The organism is Anaerotignum sp. (assembly GCF_040307045.1).
Lineage (GTDB): Bacteria > Bacillota > Clostridia > Lachnospirales > Anaerotignaceae > Chakrabartyella.
Window position 1 is genome coordinate 226,702 of record NZ_JAWRKF010000005.1, and the last position, 16,401, is coordinate 243,102.

16 protein-coding genes, 1 other RNA gene and 1 riboswitch are annotated in these 16,401 nt (G+C 40.4%); of the genes, 15 read left to right on the top strand and 2 right to left on the bottom strand.

Going from position 1 to position 16,401, the window contains the following annotated elements; translation table 11 throughout:
• The first annotated feature begins 27 nt into the window (after window positions 1-27).
• From ABVZ64_RS04595 to recR, 7 genes are all read left to right on the top strand, one after another.
• Window positions 28-1,350 (top strand): FG-GAP repeat domain-containing protein, encoded by a 1,323-nt coding sequence (locus ABVZ64_RS04595; protein WP_352399874.1) that lies wholly within the window; start codon window positions 28-30, stop codon window positions 1,348-1,350.
• A gap of 23 nt (window positions 1,351-1,373) precedes the next feature.
• The gene (gene tadA, locus ABVZ64_RS04600; RefSeq protein ID WP_352399875.1) at window positions 1,374-1,853 is read left to right on the top strand and encodes a tRNA adenosine(34) deaminase TadA; all 480 of its coding nucleotides are present in this window, start codon (window positions 1,374-1,376) and stop codon (window positions 1,851-1,853) included.
• Window positions 1,854-1,953: 100 nt separating this feature from the next.
• Window positions 1,954-2,217, top strand: an RNA gene (gene ffs, locus ABVZ64_RS04605) — signal recognition particle sRNA large type.
• 152 nt (window positions 2,218-2,369) lie between these two features.
• On the top strand, window positions 2,370-2,546 hold the full coding sequence (locus ABVZ64_RS04610) for a hypothetical protein (RefSeq protein ID WP_352399876.1): 177 nt from the start codon (window positions 2,370-2,372) through the stop codon (window positions 2,544-2,546).
• Between the two features lie 396 nt (window positions 2,547-2,942).
• Window positions 2,943-4,535 (top strand): DNA polymerase III subunit gamma/tau, encoded by a 1,593-nt coding sequence (dnaX, locus tag ABVZ64_RS04615; protein WP_352399877.1) that lies wholly within the window; start codon window positions 2,943-2,945, stop codon window positions 4,533-4,535.
• A gap of 78 nt (window positions 4,536-4,613) precedes the next feature.
• Window positions 4,614-4,949, top strand: a complete 336-nt coding sequence (locus ABVZ64_RS04620; RefSeq protein WP_352399878.1) for a YbaB/EbfC family nucleoid-associated protein — start codon at window positions 4,614-4,616, stop codon at window positions 4,947-4,949.
• 21 nt (window positions 4,950-4,970) lie between these two features.
• Window positions 4,971-5,567 (top strand): recombination mediator RecR, encoded by a 597-nt coding sequence (gene recR / locus ABVZ64_RS04625; RefSeq protein ID WP_352399879.1) that lies wholly within the window; start codon window positions 4,971-4,973, stop codon window positions 5,565-5,567.
• 82 nt (window positions 5,568-5,649) lie between these two features.
• Here the strand turns inward: recR and ABVZ64_RS04630 are convergent, their stop codons facing one another.
• Window positions 5,650-6,129, bottom strand: a complete 480-nt coding sequence (locus ABVZ64_RS04630; RefSeq protein ID WP_352399880.1) for a threonine/serine exporter family protein — start codon at window positions 6,127-6,129, stop codon at window positions 5,650-5,652.
• Between the two features lie 15 nt (window positions 6,130-6,144).
• Window positions 6,145-6,900: a threonine/serine exporter family protein gene (locus tag ABVZ64_RS04635; protein ID WP_352399881.1), complete on the bottom strand. Its 756-nt coding sequence runs from the start codon at window positions 6,898-6,900 to the stop codon at window positions 6,145-6,147.
• A gap of 184 nt (window positions 6,901-7,084) precedes the next feature.
• Window positions 7,085-7,195: riboswitch (TPP riboswitch) on the top strand.
• A gap of 222 nt (window positions 7,196-7,417) precedes the next feature.
• Between ABVZ64_RS04635 and tenA the strand changes: the two genes are divergently transcribed.
• The 8 genes from tenA (at window position 7,418) to ABVZ64_RS04675 (ending at window position 16,134) form a co-directional block, all read left to right on the top strand.
• Window positions 7,418-8,083, top strand: coding sequence for a thiaminase II (gene tenA, locus ABVZ64_RS04640; protein WP_352399882.1), 666 nt, complete (start codon window positions 7,418-7,420; stop codon window positions 8,081-8,083).
• A gap of 16 nt (window positions 8,084-8,099) precedes the next feature.
• The gene (locus ABVZ64_RS04645) at window positions 8,100-8,855 is read left to right on the top strand and encodes an ABC transporter ATP-binding protein (RefSeq protein WP_352399883.1); all 756 of its coding nucleotides are present in this window, start codon (window positions 8,100-8,102) and stop codon (window positions 8,853-8,855) included.
• On the top strand, window positions 8,852-9,595 hold the full coding sequence (locus tag ABVZ64_RS04650; RefSeq protein ID WP_352399884.1) for an ABC transporter permease: 744 nt from the start codon (window positions 8,852-8,854) through the stop codon (window positions 9,593-9,595). Before ABVZ64_RS04645 ends, ABVZ64_RS04650 begins: the two co-directional genes overlap by 4 nt.
• 2 nt (window positions 9,596-9,597) lie before the next feature.
• Entirely contained in the window at window positions 9,598-10,617 is a 1,020-nt protein-coding gene (locus tag ABVZ64_RS04655; protein WP_352399885.1) for an ABC transporter substrate-binding protein, read from the top strand.
• 207 nt (window positions 10,618-10,824) lie between these two features.
• Complete coding sequence (locus tag ABVZ64_RS04660) at window positions 10,825-11,262, top strand: allophanate hydrolase-related protein (protein WP_352399886.1); 438 nt, start codon at window positions 10,825-10,827, stop codon at window positions 11,260-11,262.
• 296 nt (window positions 11,263-11,558) lie between these two features.
• Window positions 11,559-12,314, top strand: a complete 756-nt coding sequence (locus ABVZ64_RS04665) for an SDR family NAD(P)-dependent oxidoreductase (RefSeq protein WP_352399887.1) — start codon at window positions 11,559-11,561, stop codon at window positions 12,312-12,314.
• A 5-nt stretch (window positions 12,315-12,319) separates the two neighbouring features.
• On the top strand, window positions 12,320-13,168 hold the full coding sequence (locus ABVZ64_RS04670; protein WP_352399888.1) for a YihY/virulence factor BrkB family protein: 849 nt from the start codon (window positions 12,320-12,322) through the stop codon (window positions 13,166-13,168).
• Window positions 13,169-13,896: 728 nt separating this feature from the next.
• Window positions 13,897-16,134, top strand: a complete 2,238-nt coding sequence (locus ABVZ64_RS04675; RefSeq protein WP_352399889.1) for a copper amine oxidase N-terminal domain-containing protein — start codon at window positions 13,897-13,899, stop codon at window positions 16,132-16,134.
• The last annotated feature ends 267 nt before the right edge of the window (window positions 16,135-16,401 follow it).

A 16,401-nucleotide genomic window follows, 5' to 3' on the forward strand; every position in this document is an offset into this window, starting at 1 on the left:
AATAAGCCCTTTGAGAGGAATGAGACCATGAAAAAAGCGATGTGGCTGCTGCTTGGTGTGTGTTTATTTTGCATGACGGGTTGTAGCAGTGATGAAACAGATCAAAGCTTAAGCCTATCTGCCAAGGAGCAGGAAGCATATATAAAACAGATTGATGGGATAATGGATGAGTATTATTGGAGCTACGATAAAGATAGTTTGGCTTTCCGTGCTGGAGAGGTCCCCCAGGAAAGCCAAGAAAGCGCCCGTTTGTTGAGCGCCTCCCAAGATGCCGGATATTCGTTAAAACCCGTTGCCGGGGCCCCATGTGTTATGGCAGCAGCAGAGTTGCTCCATTATAATGGGGATGTTGCTGGCGAGGTCAACTGCATTTTTGTCAACAACCAGTTAGCAGGGGTATATTACATGGGCGGATTTGATGATGCAGCATATAGCCTAAGGGAGCGAAACCCTTTTTTAGCAAACGGAAAATTCTCTGCTTATGAAAACTGGACAGGCATGAATACGGAGTACCGTGTATTAAATGGAAGCTTACCGGAAGAAGGGTTTTTGACGAAAGATCGAAGGGGTGTTGTTGCGTCAATACAAAATGGTAAGGTGGAATTGTATCATCTTTCAGGTAGTGTAGTGAGTCGCATGCGTACCCTGTCACCCGGAGGAGGCTTGCAGGCCGTTTCAGTAGCTTATGTTGAAAGTGGAGAGGAAGACCTCTTAGCGGTTCTTTTGGCTGAAGTGACGGAGGTGGATTCTGAAGGGGATCCCGTATTTCATCGTTCGGAGAAAGTGATTTTATATGATTCTTCATTGCAGGTTGTCGGTGAGGTGCAATTGGAAAGGGAAGGATGTACTGCCCTAGGCTCAGAAGATGGCAAGCTGTTTCTGTTCATTGACCAAGCCATGGAAACCTATGACTTTGGTGAAGGGGGGTGGCATAGAACAAGAAAAGAGTCTCTTCGCCATCGCGTAACCCAATGTCATACTGCGGATTTGGATGGCAATGGAGAAATAGAATATTTGCTTACAGATGGGATGGATTTATATTTATACCATCATTTAGAGTCAGGGCTTTTAAAGCTTTGGAGTACTCATTTAGGGGTTGAAAGTCTTTATGGTGCCTTGTACAGCGGAGATTTAAATGGTGATGGTGTAAAAGAGGTATACATTTGTGATGCAACTGGAACCACCATTCGATATATCCTTACGGAGCGAGGGCTTCGTTCATCAAATGAAGATATTCAATATGGACAGGCCATTTATCCCTGTGATTGGAATGGCGATGGTATAGATGATTATTGGAATATAACAGAAGGGGTAGGTAGAACAGGTAGTTTATACCTTTCAAAATCATAACCCCTCCTAGGAAAGGGTAAGATATGTTGGATTGTGAAAAATATATGCAAGAGGCTTTGATTGAGGCTAGAAAGGCTTTTTCTGCAGGGGAAGTGCCCATTGGTGCCGTAATGGTGCGGAATGGGGAAGTTATTGCCCGAGGACATAACTTGCGAAATACGGCCAAAAATCCGTTGCGCCATGCCGAAATGGATGTCATTGATGAAGCGGCAGCTGTGGTTGGAGATTGGCGGTTAGAGGATTGTACCCTTTATGTGACCGTTGAGCCTTGCCCTATGTGTGCTGGGGCGATTGTGCAGGCTCGTATTCCTAAGGTAGTTTTTGGAACCAGAAATAACAAAGCAGGTTGTGCAGGGTCTATCTTGGATATACTAAATGAGCCAAAATTCAACCATCAGGTAATGGTGGAAGAAGGTGTTTTACAAGATGAGTGTAGCCAATTGATGAGATTATTTTTTAGGCGGTTTCGTAAAAACGGTGGTGCAATATTGACAGAGGAATAAAAAGAGGTTATACTGATAAAGCTATTTAAGACTAAAAAGTTAGTTATTTAATGACTTATTTTTTGAAGCTTAACTGATGTATTTAACGACGGTAATATTTCCGTGCTAGCCGGGGAGGTAGCGGTGCCCTGTACTCACAATCCGCTATAGTGAGGGTGATGTCTGTTCTCGGTACGGCGCATGATGGCCTGCCCAGGGAAAGTGGCGTTGATGCTCGGGTCTTACGCAACAGGAGCCTGTGAACCGTGTCAGGGTCGGAAGGCAGCAGCACTAAGCAGTCAACTTTTGTGTGTTGTAAGGGTGCCAGAGAGGAGTCATGGAACGTGGTAACGCGTTGGGCGTTGTAACAAAAACAGATGCACGGATTTCTATAAAACTCCCTAGAGTTGTTTGGGAGTATGTAAAATGAAATGAAAAGGCAGATATCAGTTTGACTGATACCTGCTTTTTTTGTGATAAGTAATATGATGGAACTTCTTAGGGCATAGGTGGATTGTAAATGCCTAGAGGCTTATAATGTTTCAAAAACGTATTGGGGGGTTCTTCAACTGCCCTGCCAAAGGCGTCAAGGCAATGAATACCTTGTGTTGCAGAGGCGAAGGAGATTTTTTCTCTAAGTATGTACTGAGCCACTTCTTCCCACTGGAATACGGAATAAGCATCATCAGGAATGGTTCTAATGACGTTGCTTAATGTTTCAAAGGGAGTCTCGTAAAAAAGATTTGAAAGATAATGGCTGTTGGTTGTTCTGTGAGAAAATCTAAAAGGTCAACACTGTTTTTTTCTGATGAATTTTCATAAATCATGCCCTTATGGAAATAGTGGTTTTTTTCCTTTGTAGCATTGCTTATGTATTTTGGAGTTAAAGACTATGGTATTTAGTGGAATTACGAAGGAAAAAACAATGAATAGGGTGAGGCTATGCATAGAGGAAAAGGGCGAAATGAAAGTATTGTACGAAACCCATTTCGCTAAACATATCATATTTTGGGAGTAATATCTATTTCAGATAACCTTAGTCAAGTTAGGATGCTTTTCATTTTTTTAGCAATATGGTATACTGTCTTGAGAGAAAAAAGGAGGGAGACCATGTCCTACACTGCACTGTATAGAAAGTTTAGGCCAAACACCTTTGCTGGCGTAATTGGACAAGAGCATATTGTGAAAACCCTGAAAAACCAGATGAAAGCAGGGAAGGTTTCCCATGCGTATTTATTTTGTGGTACCAGAGGCACAGGGAAAACATCCACTGCAAAGATATTTGCTCGTGCCATAAATTGTCTTTCTCCAACGGAAGAAGGGGAGCCTTGTAATGAATGTGCCCTTTGTCGGGATATTTTGAAAGGAAGAAGTGTAAATGTAATTGAAATAGATGCTGCTTCCAATAACAGTGTTGATAATGTGCGAGAAATTAGAGAAGAAGTGAAATATCCGCCTACAGAAGGATATTACAAAGTCTATATTATAGACGAGGTGCATATGCTTTCAAACAGCGCCTTTAACGCTTTGTTGAAAACTTTGGAGGAGCCACCTGCCCATGTTATTTTTATTTTGGCAACAACGGACCCTCAAAAAGTTCCCGCAACAATTCTTTCTCGATGCCAGAGGTTTGATTTTCGCCGAATTACTACCGGTGATATTGCCAATACCCTAATGGAATACCTGGCCCAAGAAGGACAAGAAATTTCCCCCGAGGCTGTGCGCTATGTTGCCCAGTTGGGGGATGGATCTATGCGTGACTCTTTAAGCATATTAGACCAATGCCTTGCATTTTATAGTGGAGAGCGAGTCACACTAGAGATGGTTTTGGATGTTATGGGGGCGGTGGATCAAACGGTGCTTTTTCATATGACAGAGGCATTGGGGAAGAAGGATAGCCGGCGGGCTATGGAGTTGGTTGAAGAAATGATGGCTGCGGGCAGGGATATGAAGCAATTTGTTTCCGAATATCTGGTGCATTTGCGCAATTTTTTGTTAGTCAGCACCATTCCTGATGCCAAGGGAATACTGGACTTGTCAGCTGAAAATTTAGAGCGCTTGAAAGGATGCAGCAGATTTTTATCCCCCCATGAGGCAATTTTTCTCATAGAGCGTTTCTCTTATTTACAAAGTAATATGCGTTACAGCACCAACGATCGAATTCTATTGGAGGTCGAGCTATTACGTCTATGTGCACCATGGACGCAGATGGATGTGACAGCGTTGGCGGCTAAGGTTGCGGGGCTGGAAAGACAGGTATCCCAAGGGGTTCGTGTTCAGGTTCATGAAGCAGTGGAAAAGCCTGAGAAAAGAGAGGCATCAAAACTTAAGAAAAAACCACCAGCTCTACCTGAGGATCGAAAAACCATTCAAGAGGAATGGCCCCTCTTACGAAATGAAGTGGACGATGTTATTTTAAAAAGTCAGCTGAAGCAGGTGGACATTGCTTTTAAAGAGGATGAATGTGTATATCTGGTTTGTGCCTATGCAGCATTGATAGATATGCTGCATAAAAATATGCAACAAATTGAGGCGATATTGGAAAAGGCTTCGGGCAAGTCCTTTGAAATACGGACAATAACCAAGGAAGAATATGACCGTTGGTTTGAGTCTACCTATGGTAAGGCAGAAGAAGCGGAAGAGGATGGGGAATTTGCCAGCCTCCTTAGCAGTTATTTTCCAGAGGCGGATTTTGAGGAGTAAAAGACTTGCGTGCAATAGGGGTTTTATTATAGAATAATACAAATAGATGATAAAAGATAATTTAGGAGGAATTGACATATGGCAAAAGGCGGATTTCCCGGTATGGGCGGTATGAACATGAATAACTTAATGAAACAGGCTCAGAAAATGCAAAAGCAGATGCTGGAAAAGCAGGAGGAGCTGGCAGAAAGAACTCTGGAAATGACTAGCGGTGGTGGTGCAGTTAAGGTAGTGATTACAGGGAAAAAAGAAATTAAAGAATTAAAATTAAACCCTGATGTCGTAGATTCCGATGATGTTGAAATGTTGGAAGACTTAATTATTTCTGCTGTAAATGAAGCAATTCGCCAGGTCGAAGAAATGTATAACAATGAAATGGGCAGAATGAGCGGCGGAATGGGCATGGGCTTTTAATTGAGATAAAAGAGGGATATTATGAATTATTATGGAAATCCCATTACGCGGTTGATTGAAGAGTTGGCAGCCCTGCCCGGAATTGGGGGGAAATCAGCCCAAAGGCTTGCGTTTCACATCATTCATATGCCGAGAGAACAGGTGGCTGCCTTATCTGAAGCAATTCTACAGGCAAAGGATAAAGTTCGATATTGCTCTATTTGTTGCAACCTAACAGAGGAGGATGTGTGTCCCATTTGTGCTAATGCAAAAAGGGATCGTAGTGTCATTATGGTGGTGGAAGACCCTAGAGATATGGCTGCTTATGAAAGGACCAAAGAGTTCCATGGTGTTTACCATGTGTTACATGGCGCCATTTCACCCATGACAGGCGTTTCACCTCAGGATATCCGCATTAAGGAATTGGTGAGCCGCATGGATGACGTTGTGAAAGAGGTCATACTTGCTACAAACCCTAATGTGGAGGGGGAAGCAACCGCTATGTACATTAGCAAGCTTTTGAAGCCTTTGGGAGTAAAGGTTACAAGAATTGCAAATGGTGTTCCTGTTGGCGGAGATTTGGAATATGTAGATGAAGTAACCCTTTCTCGAGCTTTGGAAGGCAGAAGAGAATTGTGATTTATAAAATGATTCAGGCAGAAATCGAAAAATCGATTTCTGCCTTTTGTTTTTTGATCATGTATAAATTCTAGCTTTTTCATTATGAATGGGTGGAAGAAATCTTCTTTTCGTTTTTGTTCTTCCTTGGGACAATTTCAAAAAAGGAATAAGGCAATGCCAACATTAATATAGAACCAGCCCCAATTGCACCAGCTAATTTTAAACCGAGTAATATGTTGGAATAGGTTTCTAAAATCATGCCAGCCAAGGCTGCCGTCATGGTGTTATATACCACGGTACCAGGGACCAAAGGCATAATGCCTGGGATATGGTAAAGGGTTGAAGGAGCCTGCCTGTGATAGGAGGCGAACCGAGAAAAAGCCGTAACAAACACAGCAGAAATCAAGGTAGCCATGGTGGGGCTAATATATAGGCCTAAAAGTGCATATATAAACCAACCAATGGCGCCTGATACACCGCAATAAACCAGCTCTTTTCTGGGTGCATTATATAAGATAGAAAACGCAATGCAAGCAAAAAAAGACATGAGAGATTCAAATAATATAGTTAAAAAAGTCATCTTGGTTATCCCTCCTTAATATCCCAGCGCTGTAATGGCAAAACCTACCCCGCCGGCAATGGCAAAGGCAATTAATAAGGCTTCTGCCATTTTTGAGGTGCCGCTGATAAAGTTGCCTTCCATAATATCTCGAATACTATTTGTCATAGTCATCCCAGGAAGTAAGGGCATTATGCTACCAATGATAATCATATCTGTACCAGCAGTAGGCAAAAATTTATGAAATAAAACGGAGCCCGCCCCTGCAATAAATCCACCAATTAGGCAGCTAAAAAAGTAGGGGATCTTTGTTTTATTACTATAACTTAAAAGTACCCCAATAATGAGGCCAAAGACAAAGGCGGCTAAGCCGTCTATCCAAGATCCATTTAATACCATAGTAAAGCCCCCACAGGCGACACCAGAGCTTACGATGCGTGAAATAGGAGAGTAGGCAGAGGTGTGGCTGATTTCGTCCAATCGCCTTGATGCCTGCCCTAAGGTAATTTGACCGGATACAAAAGCCCTTGAAATATCGTTAACAGAACAAATCTTCTCAAAATTTACGGAGCGATTATAAACACCCCTTGTTAAAGTGAGAGAGCCGGATTTGTTACTGGGAATACTTACAATTAGAAAAGTACTCATAGCTAAAGCTTCTACACCAGTTGAATGGCTGACCGATAAAATACGATGCATAGTATCTTGCACACGATGGGTTTCGGCACCGCTTGCAAGCATAATTTCTCCAGCATCAAGTGCGAATTTTAAAAGTTTATTATCATCCATCATGTTTTTATTCCTCCTTTCTGATAACTAAAATTGTTTCTTGTGTAAAGTGTGCAACATACAGTTTAACGCCTTTTTCAAAAAACGCAAGGATATTTTTTCTAATTACGTTTATTTTTACAAACTAAGGATAATTTTATTTACAAGACTTGGTTTTTATACTATAATGAACCCATTATAACTGAATAAAAAAGGCTGGGGGTGCTTTGATTCGTTGAAGCTGAGAGGAATTTTTTCGTTCCAACCCTTTGAACTTGATGTGGTTAGTACCAACGGAGGGAAGCAAATGAATTCGAAAGCGCAAGGCCTTTCCCTGTTTGGGAAAGGTTTTTTTATTGTTCTCAATCTTTACTAATTATTCTAATAAAGTCAAATAACATTTGCAACGTTTTAAATGTTAGATGAAAATATAATTATTTTTTATTTCATGGAGTATTGTAAAGAGTGGGTGAAAACATTGAAAAATGTGATTTTCGTATTCTTGCCTTAAAAACTTGATTTGAAAGAAAGGTGGAAAAAAATGAAGTTTACAGACAGGCTGTATGAGGGAGTGAAGGATATTTGGCATGGATATCTAGAACAACCTTTTGTAAAAGAATTGGGTGAGGGAACCTTAAGGGAGGATCGCTTCCGATTTTACATGGTGCAAGATTATAGATACTTATTACAGTACTCAAAGGTCTTTGCTATGGGTATTATTAAAGCAGAGGATGAGGCTTTGATGCGTCGTTTTGCTTGCATGGTTCATGATACCTTGGATGGTGAAATGGACGTACATAAGACTTATATGAAGCGTTTGGGCATAACCGATGAGGAAATTGCAACAACAAAAACTGCCCTAGCCAATCAATCGTACACATCTTATATGTTGGATGTTGCCCATAAAGGGGATATTTTGGATGTATTGGTTGCAGTCCTTTCTTGTGCATGGAGCTACAAAATGATTGGCGAGCACCACAAAAAAATCCCTGGGGCAGTTGACCATCCTTTCTACGGAGAGTGGGTCAGAGGGTACTCTTCTGAGGAATATTGCAAGGGTGTGGAAGAAATTATGGAGTTGGTGGACGAATTAGGGTCTGATATAACAATAAAAAGGGAAGCATATTTGTTAGAAATATTCGTTAATTGTTGTCGATACGAAAGAGAATTTTGGGCAATGTCCTACCATATGGATATGGGGGATTAAAAAGGAGTGTGGCGTTATGCTGCGGTTTGAAGGAGTATCCTTCCGATATCCGGAAGATACACAAGGGATGATGAAGGATTTGTCTTTTGAGGTAGCAGACGGTGAGCTTGTGGCAATTATTGGTGCAAGCGGATGTGGTAAGAGCACCCTGTTTCGCTTAATGAGTGGTTTGGAAAAGCCAGATCAAGGGAAAATTTTAGTGGATGAAAAACCCATAGAAACCATAAAAAATTATAGCGCTTTTATGCCCCAAAAGGATTTGCTTTTTCCCTGGCGAAATATTGGAAAAAATGTCTGTCTACCTATGGAGCTTGCTAAGGTTCCTGCCAGTGAACAAGAAAAAAAAGCGGCTCAAGTATTAGAACAGGTGGGGTTGGCAGGGTATAGAAATAAATTCCCTAGGGATTTATCGGGGGGGATGAAGCAAAGAGTGGCCTTTGCAAGAACACTGCTTTCTGGCGCTGAAATGCTTTTGTTAGATGAGCCCTTTAGTGCTTTAGATTATTTGACTAGGGTGGAGATGCAAGAATGGTTGCTTAGGCAATGGGAGCATTATCATAAAACAATAATCTTTATTACCCATGATGTGGAGGAGGCAATTTTTCTAGCAAAGTATATTTATATTATCCAGAATGCCAGACCCTTTACGGATATGGAGTGTATTCAGGTGCCTTTGGGATATCCCAGAAAGCGTGAAGACTTAAAACGAGGCGAAATAGTGGAGTTAAAGGAAAGCCTGATAGGAAAGCTGAGAAGGAGTGTGGGTTTATGAAAAAGAATCTGCCTTCTTTTATACTAGTGCTGATTTTACTAGCTATTTGGCAAGGAATTGCCATGGCAATTGATGCGGCATATATATTGCCATCCCCCACTGATATTTTGGTTCGACTTTGGGAGTTAAGAGTACCTTTATTTACAGTGCATTTGCCAGCTACCATGGGGGTAACAACTCTTGGTCTTTTCATTTCGGTGTTTTTGGGATTGTTTTTGGCCATTGCCATGGATTGGAGCCCAAAGGTTGAAAAAGCACTATATCCCGTGATTGTGGCTTCCCAAACTATTCCAACCACAGCCATTGCACCCTTATTTATCCTTTGGTTCGGATATTCCATTTGGAGCAAGGTTTTGGTTACCATTTTAATTACGTTTTTCCCCATTGCTATTACGGTTTTTGACGGTTTTAAGTCCACTAAGCGGGAGATGGAGGAATTACTATATACTTATGGTGCTACAAAAAAAGATATTTTTTTAAAACTAAAGCTGCCCACTGCATTACCCCATTTTTTTTCTGCTATTAAGATGGCAATTCCCCTTAGTGTGATTGGAGCCGCCATTGCAGAGTGGTTGGGGGCACAAAAGGGCCTTGGGTATTTTAGCAAGAGAATGATGACCCAACTAGACGGTGCAGGGGTTTTTGCCCCGGTAGTATTGCTATCCGTTGTTGCGATGCTGACTGTTTGGTTGATCACAATGATTGAGAATAAGACGGTTAATTGGAGAAAGGAAATATAATCATGAAAAAAAGAATACTAGCTTTTTTAATGACAGCGGCTATGGCCATTGGCGTGGCAGGCTGCGGTGGAAGTGACAAAGCAACCGCAGTTACCCCAGAGGATACAGCAAAGACAGAGGATTTTTCTATCGTTTTAGACTGGTACCCCAATGCCATTCATAGTTTCCTTTATACTGCATTGAAAAAGGGATACTTTGCAGAAGAAGGTTTAAATCTAAAAATTAATTTCCCAGCAAACCCAAACGATGGTATTTCCTTGCCGGCAGCTGGTAAGGCTGACTTAGGCATTTATTACTTGCAAGATGCTATTTTAACTGCAACGGAAGAAAAAGTTCCTGTTGTTTCTGTGGGCGCATTGACCCAGAGTTCTTTAAATGTAGTAATTGCATTAAAAGATAGTGGCATAAAGGGTGCAGAGGATTTAAAAGGTAAGAAAATTGGCTATGCGGGAACCATACTTTCCGAAGAAATTACAAAATCCATGCTAGAAAATGTTGGCCTCTCTACAGATGATTGTCAGTTTATTGATGTTGGCTTTGATTTATTAACTGCTTTAACCACTGGTCAGGTGGATGCTACCATTGGAAATATGGTGAACCATGAAGTACCTCAATTAGAGGAAAATGGCTTTGAAATTAATTATTTCTACCCTACTGACTACGGTGTGCCTCAGCAGTATGAATTGGTATGTTTAGCAGGCAAGGATGCAGTAGAAAGTAATCCGGAAAAAATCCAGAAGTTTTTGCGTGCTTGTAAGAAGGCTTTTGCGGATATGAAGGCAAACCCTGATGAAAGCTTACAAATTTTGTTGGATAACCAAAACGCGGAAAACTTCCCTTTGTCCAAGACGGTGGAAGAACAGAGCTTGAAAATGTTATTGCCAGTAATGGAAACTGCGGATGCCCCTTTCTTACATCAGGAAGCAAGTGTATGGCAGCAAAATGCAGATTGGCTTTACGATAGAGGCGTTCTTTCTGAAAAGACCGACGTTTCTTCTTTGGTAGTAAATTTGGCTCAGTGATCAAGATGGGTTTACAAAAAGCGAGAGTTTAGACTCTCGTTTTTTTGTTTATGAAAAAATGGAGCTGTAAAGTTTTGGTTTTACATGGGCTTAACAGTGTGCTACTATAACTTTATTGGTAGAATTCCTGAATTTAAATATAAAATGGAATGATTGTGATTTAAAAAATAATCATAGAAGATAGGACTACAGACTGGGGGGAATTCCATGAATGGAAAGAGAGAAAAAGGGGTTTTGTTGGCTGTAAATGGAACATTGATGAGAGGTTTGGAGCTTGAAGAAAATTTACTAGAGGTAGGGGCAACCTTTGTTCGTGAGGATAAGACAGAAAAAAGCTATCGTCTGTGGAGTGTGGAGGATCGCCATCCAGCTATGATACGTAGCCGTAGCGAAGATCCTAACTGTAACACCGTAGATGTGGAAATTTGGGAAGTACCTGCGGCAGGTTTTGCCCAGGTATTACAAAGGGAGCCCCAAGGGCTTTCTATCGGAAAGGTTATGCTGGAAAGAGGAGAACAAGTTCTTGGTGTTATTGGAGAACCTCTTTTGGTAGAGGGGATGAAGGAAATTTCCCAATATGGAGGTTGGCGAAACTACCTCAAAGCAAGAGAATTGGTGGATAAATCTATGCCAGAGCAGAAATAAGAGGTAAGATTGCGATAATAACCCATATGTATTTGGGTATGAGATAGAATGGTGTTCGAAAAAAGGAAATTGGAGAACCAAAAGGTGGAATAGAATTCACATAAGATTTACTTGCATATTTAAATTGCAAAGGTTTGCTAGACTGATATTTTGGAAAAGTATTCGTATAGTAAATATATGAAGCATAAAAGCAGATAGAAAAGTGGAAAAATAGTCAAAAGGTAAATAACGCAAAAGGGTAGCAATTTGTTGGGTTTCGGTTATAGATTTTTAAGCGAATAGGAATAGGAAGTGAAATGATGAAAGCATTGATTACAGGGGCTTCGGGTGGTATTGGTAGAGATATGGCCCTTATTTTAAGCCGCATGGGTTATGATTTGATTTTAGTAAGTAGGGATGCAGGCAAAATGGAGCAGGCGAAAAAGCATTTGAAAACAGATGTACAAATTATTTCTGCTGATTTATCTGTGGAAAGAGAATGCTATGAACTGTATGAGGCAGTAAAGGAGCAGGATATCTACATTTTGGTAAATAACGCAGGATATGGCGCCTTTGGGCGTTTTTGGGAAATTCCTTTGGAGCAAGAACTGAACATGTTAGATCTGAATGTAAGAGCCGTGCATATTCTCACCAAATTGTTCTTATCAGATTTTCGGAAAAAGGATAAAGGGTACATTTTAAATGTTTCATCTTCAGCGGGTTTTTTACCAGGCCCGTTGATGGCAACTTATTATGCCACGAAAAACTATGTATTGAGGCTTACAGAGGCTATATATGAGGAACTACGTAAAGATGGTAGCCATGTGCATATTTGTGCCCTTTGCCCTGGGCCTGTGAATACTGGATTTAACGATAGGGCAGGAGTTAGATTTGCCCTAAAGGGAATGCGTTCTTTTGATGTTGCGAAATATGCCATTGATGGGATGTTTGCAAAAAAGGTGGTCATGATACCAGGGGTTGCCATGAAAATTGCCCATGTAGGTGAGAAATTCATGGGCGAGAAGGCATTGTTGAAAGTTGCATATTTCTTTCAACAGAAAAAGGAAGGTTGAGGGCTATGGTAAGGAGAAGATTAGCTGCAAAGGTGGATCGACCGTGGAAGAGAGTGGTGTTTCATACGGTTGATGGCTACTTTACAAATGAAATCAGTAAAACTGCAGCCTCTTTAACCTATTATTTAATATTTGCAATATTCCCATTTTTGATTTTTATTAGTTCGTTGCTAGGATTTCTGCATTTGCCCATGATAACGGTGGAAGGAGACGCCTCTGCACTGCTACCAGATGATGTGGTAACCTTAATAAACTTGACAATTGCTCATATGACTGAAACCAGTAGCGGTGCGTGGCTTACATTTGGGTTGGTTTTTACTGTTTGGTTCCCCCTGCGGGCGGTTAAGAGCTTGGTGGCCGCAATAAATAAGATTTATGGAGGGGAAAAGCCACAAAGGCATACTTTGCGTATTATTTTCCTCACATTCTTAATTATTATCTTTGTGCCAGCATTGTTAATTGTATTGTTAGTGAGCCAAAGTGCTCTGGAATTTATCAGCGTCTTTGTACCTTTAGCAGACACTTTTATTGAAATTTGGACAAAAGTTCGTTTTCTACCCATTGCCTTAGGGGTATTGTGTGTCATTTCGGGCGTATATTTTCTTTCTCCCAATATTCGTCCTAAGAAAGAATATGTTTTTCCCGGTGCAGTGTTATCAATGGTAGCGTGGGTTGTTTTCTCTGTGGGTTTTGCCTACTATGTCGACCATATGGGAAAATACTCGGTGATCTATGGTTCAATTGGTGCAATTATAGCCTTTCTGGTTTGGCTTAATGCAAGTGTAATTGCTATGCTGATGGGTGCAGCATTTAACCAAGCACTAAGAAATGAATATGGTAAAAAACGGGGCTAATTGGTTTTAATAGTTAGCCTCCTTTGTTGTTTAAAAAATGAATATATTTTGCATAGAAAAAAAGAGCGAGAGTATTTCGCTCTTTTTTTTGTAAAAAACTTTTTCTTTTTTTATTAAGAAGTGGATATTACAGATATAGTGTGTGTACTTTATGTTGCATCAAAAAAAGAAGGTGTTTTTAGCGGAAGTTTGTTTAAAAGGGTTGTAATTTTACTCATAAAGAAAATATATCTAGAAGAATTTTGAAATTATGTAAACATTATAAAAGGAGTGATATTAAAAAACGGACAATCACTATATGTTCTTATGAAAATTAGAAAATTTAGCATAAATAACTATAATTATCAATTTATTACAAATATATACTGTTAATTATTTCATATAAAACCATATATATGCTTATTATATTACAAGATAGCCGTTAATATTGCACTTGTGTTACATTTACGTTACAGATTGACATAAGTTATTGTCAAGTTGCAAAATGATTCGTATAATAATCAAGCACAGTAAACAACGCACTGCAGTTGGGTCAAAACAACGCTCGGTGAGATAAGTGGCGAAATTAAGTTTTTTTGTAGTATGGGTGAAAAGAAACGGCGTTTCAAAGGTTGTCAAGCTGAACGGCTGTGGCGAAACAATTGGAGGGGGAGTTGAACTGCATTCGTTTTATAATTATGCAACGAAAACGAAAACTAAGTACATATTTTAAAAGGAGGAATGTAACGATGAAGAAAGTAGTTTCTTTCGTTATGGCTGCAGCAATGGCAGCTTCCCTTGTTCCTGCAACAGCGTTTGCAGCAGGTGAAGTTTCCGCTACAGCTAAAGTAATCGGCGCTTTGGAAAAAGGCAAAGATTTCGATGGTGTAATCACAGAGGCTGATGCGCCAGAATTGCAGTTTAAGATCACAGGTGTAGACTACCAGGTAACAGGTGGCGATACACCCACTGTTGACGTAACAGTAACATTGGATGGTGCTGAATTTACAGCAGATGCAAATGATGAGTTTGAAGCTTTGGTTGATGCGCCTGCAGCAATCACTGTAGCAACAAAAGATTTTGCAAAAGATGAAGTAACATACACATTTACAGGTAAATTTGCGAAAGATGATGTTGTAGCTATCGACTTGGCTTCTAAAATGACAAAAGTAAGCGTTGGCAAAACAGCAACAGTATCCGTAGACTCCAAAATGGTAACAGCTGATGATTTAGTATACGCTACAATCGTAGACAAAGGCATCAAAGCTTCCATTAAGAAAACAGTAAATGTAGCAGTTGAAGAAGTAACAGAACTTTACAGCAAAGGTTTGACAATCGAACCTACAGTTGATGGTTCTTACACAACTGGCACAGAATTCACAATGAAGTTGAGCAAAGGCTTTGAATTTGCTAACACTGCAGTAGCAGGCCTTGCCGATTGGAAAATCGATGGTAACGAAGCAACTTTCACAGCTACAACAGATGATGAATTCACATTAGAAGGCATCAAAATTGAAGCTACAACAGCTAAAGTTGGCGATGTTGCAACAATCAAAATCACAGCGAAAAACGTTGGTACAGCTTCCGTAGAAGTTGCTAAGGTTGTTGATTACCAAGTAACACTTTCTGTTGATGAAGACGAAGATATCCCTGTAATTTACAGTGGTACAGACGTTAACAACACAGGCTTGACAGATGATTCCGATCATATGACATTGGAAATCACAGCTGAAGAATCCTTCCCTGGCGCTTGGTCCATGAGACAGGGCTTCAACTTCACATTGCCCGAAGGCGTATACGTAACAGACGTAGACGTTATCGAAACAGAAAACTTCGTTCAGAACGACGTAGCAGCTGGTACATCTGAATGGGAAGCAGCTTTCGAAGCAGCTTACAAAAAAGCTGATTACACAGGTTTTGAATTCGCAAAAAGAGTATTTGACGATGTTAACGTAACATTGGATAGAGACCCTGCAACAGTAACATTCCAGTTACAGTTGGTAGCTGATCCTACATTCGAAGGCGACGTAGTATTGGGCTTCGAAGGTTCTTTGGTTGACAAACAGGAAGTAACAGTAGCTAAATTTGTTAAACCTTACACAGTTAAGGCAGAACAGAACGACGTAATCATCGATTACAGAAACACAAAGATCGAAACACCTATCGTTATCACAGAAGCTGAAGCTGGCTTGTGGGATACAAATGCAGTATTCACATTGACAGTAGATAGAGGCGACATGATTCAGTTTGAAGATGACGCAACATTCGCTGTAAATGAAGATTCCAGTTTGGAATTGAAAGATAAGAAAACAGAAGATGGCGAACTTGCATTTGCAATCAAGTCTGAATCTGATGATGAAGCAGCAGTAGTAACAATCAAAGATATTGAATTGTTCATGCAGAGAAACGTACCTGCAGGTGCTTACAACCTGAAGGTTGCAACATCCATGAGCACAGCATATGATAAAGCAGCTCTTTACGCAGCAGATGGTAAAGACAACAACATCATTGATGACGTTTCCGATTACAGCAACACAGTAAAAGAAGCTTTCATCAACGTAGTAACAGGTGGTAGAGACCAGGATAACCTCTTCACAACAAAGGTAGTAGTACCTGTTGGCGAATCTTACTTGATCGCTGGTGAAGAAAAAGTTGAATTGGACGTTCCTGCATACATCAGCGCAGCTGGTTACACAATGTTGCCTGTAAGAGCAGTATCCAAGGCACTTGGCGTAAACACAAACAACGTATTGTGGAGCGCAGAAGCTAGAACTGTAACAATCATGTACGGTCAGAGAATCATCACTATGACAGTAGGCCAGAAGGTTGTTTATATAAACGGTTCCGCTATTCCTTCTTCCGCAGCACCTGAAATCACAGGTGACAGAGTATTCCTTCCTATGAGAGATTTGGCTACAGCTTTGGGCGTAACAGACATCACATGGGATGCAGCTACAAAAACAGCTACAATGAACGGCAGCAAGTAATTATTACTGAAAGCGTGCATATAGCAAAAAGAAAGGAACCCCGTAAGGGGTTCTTTTTTTATTGAGGGGAATGTTGAGCCAGATTAAGTGTTGAGGGGACAATCAAAAGGAAATACGGGAATTTCTATCTATATAAGCCATTAAAATCCTTCATTTGCAAGGGGTTGTTATATATTACAAGGGGACAAAACCAGCATTTCACCATTATTACAGTTATGTTACATTTTGCCATAATCTCTTGTCATTTTAAAAATCCATGCGTATAAT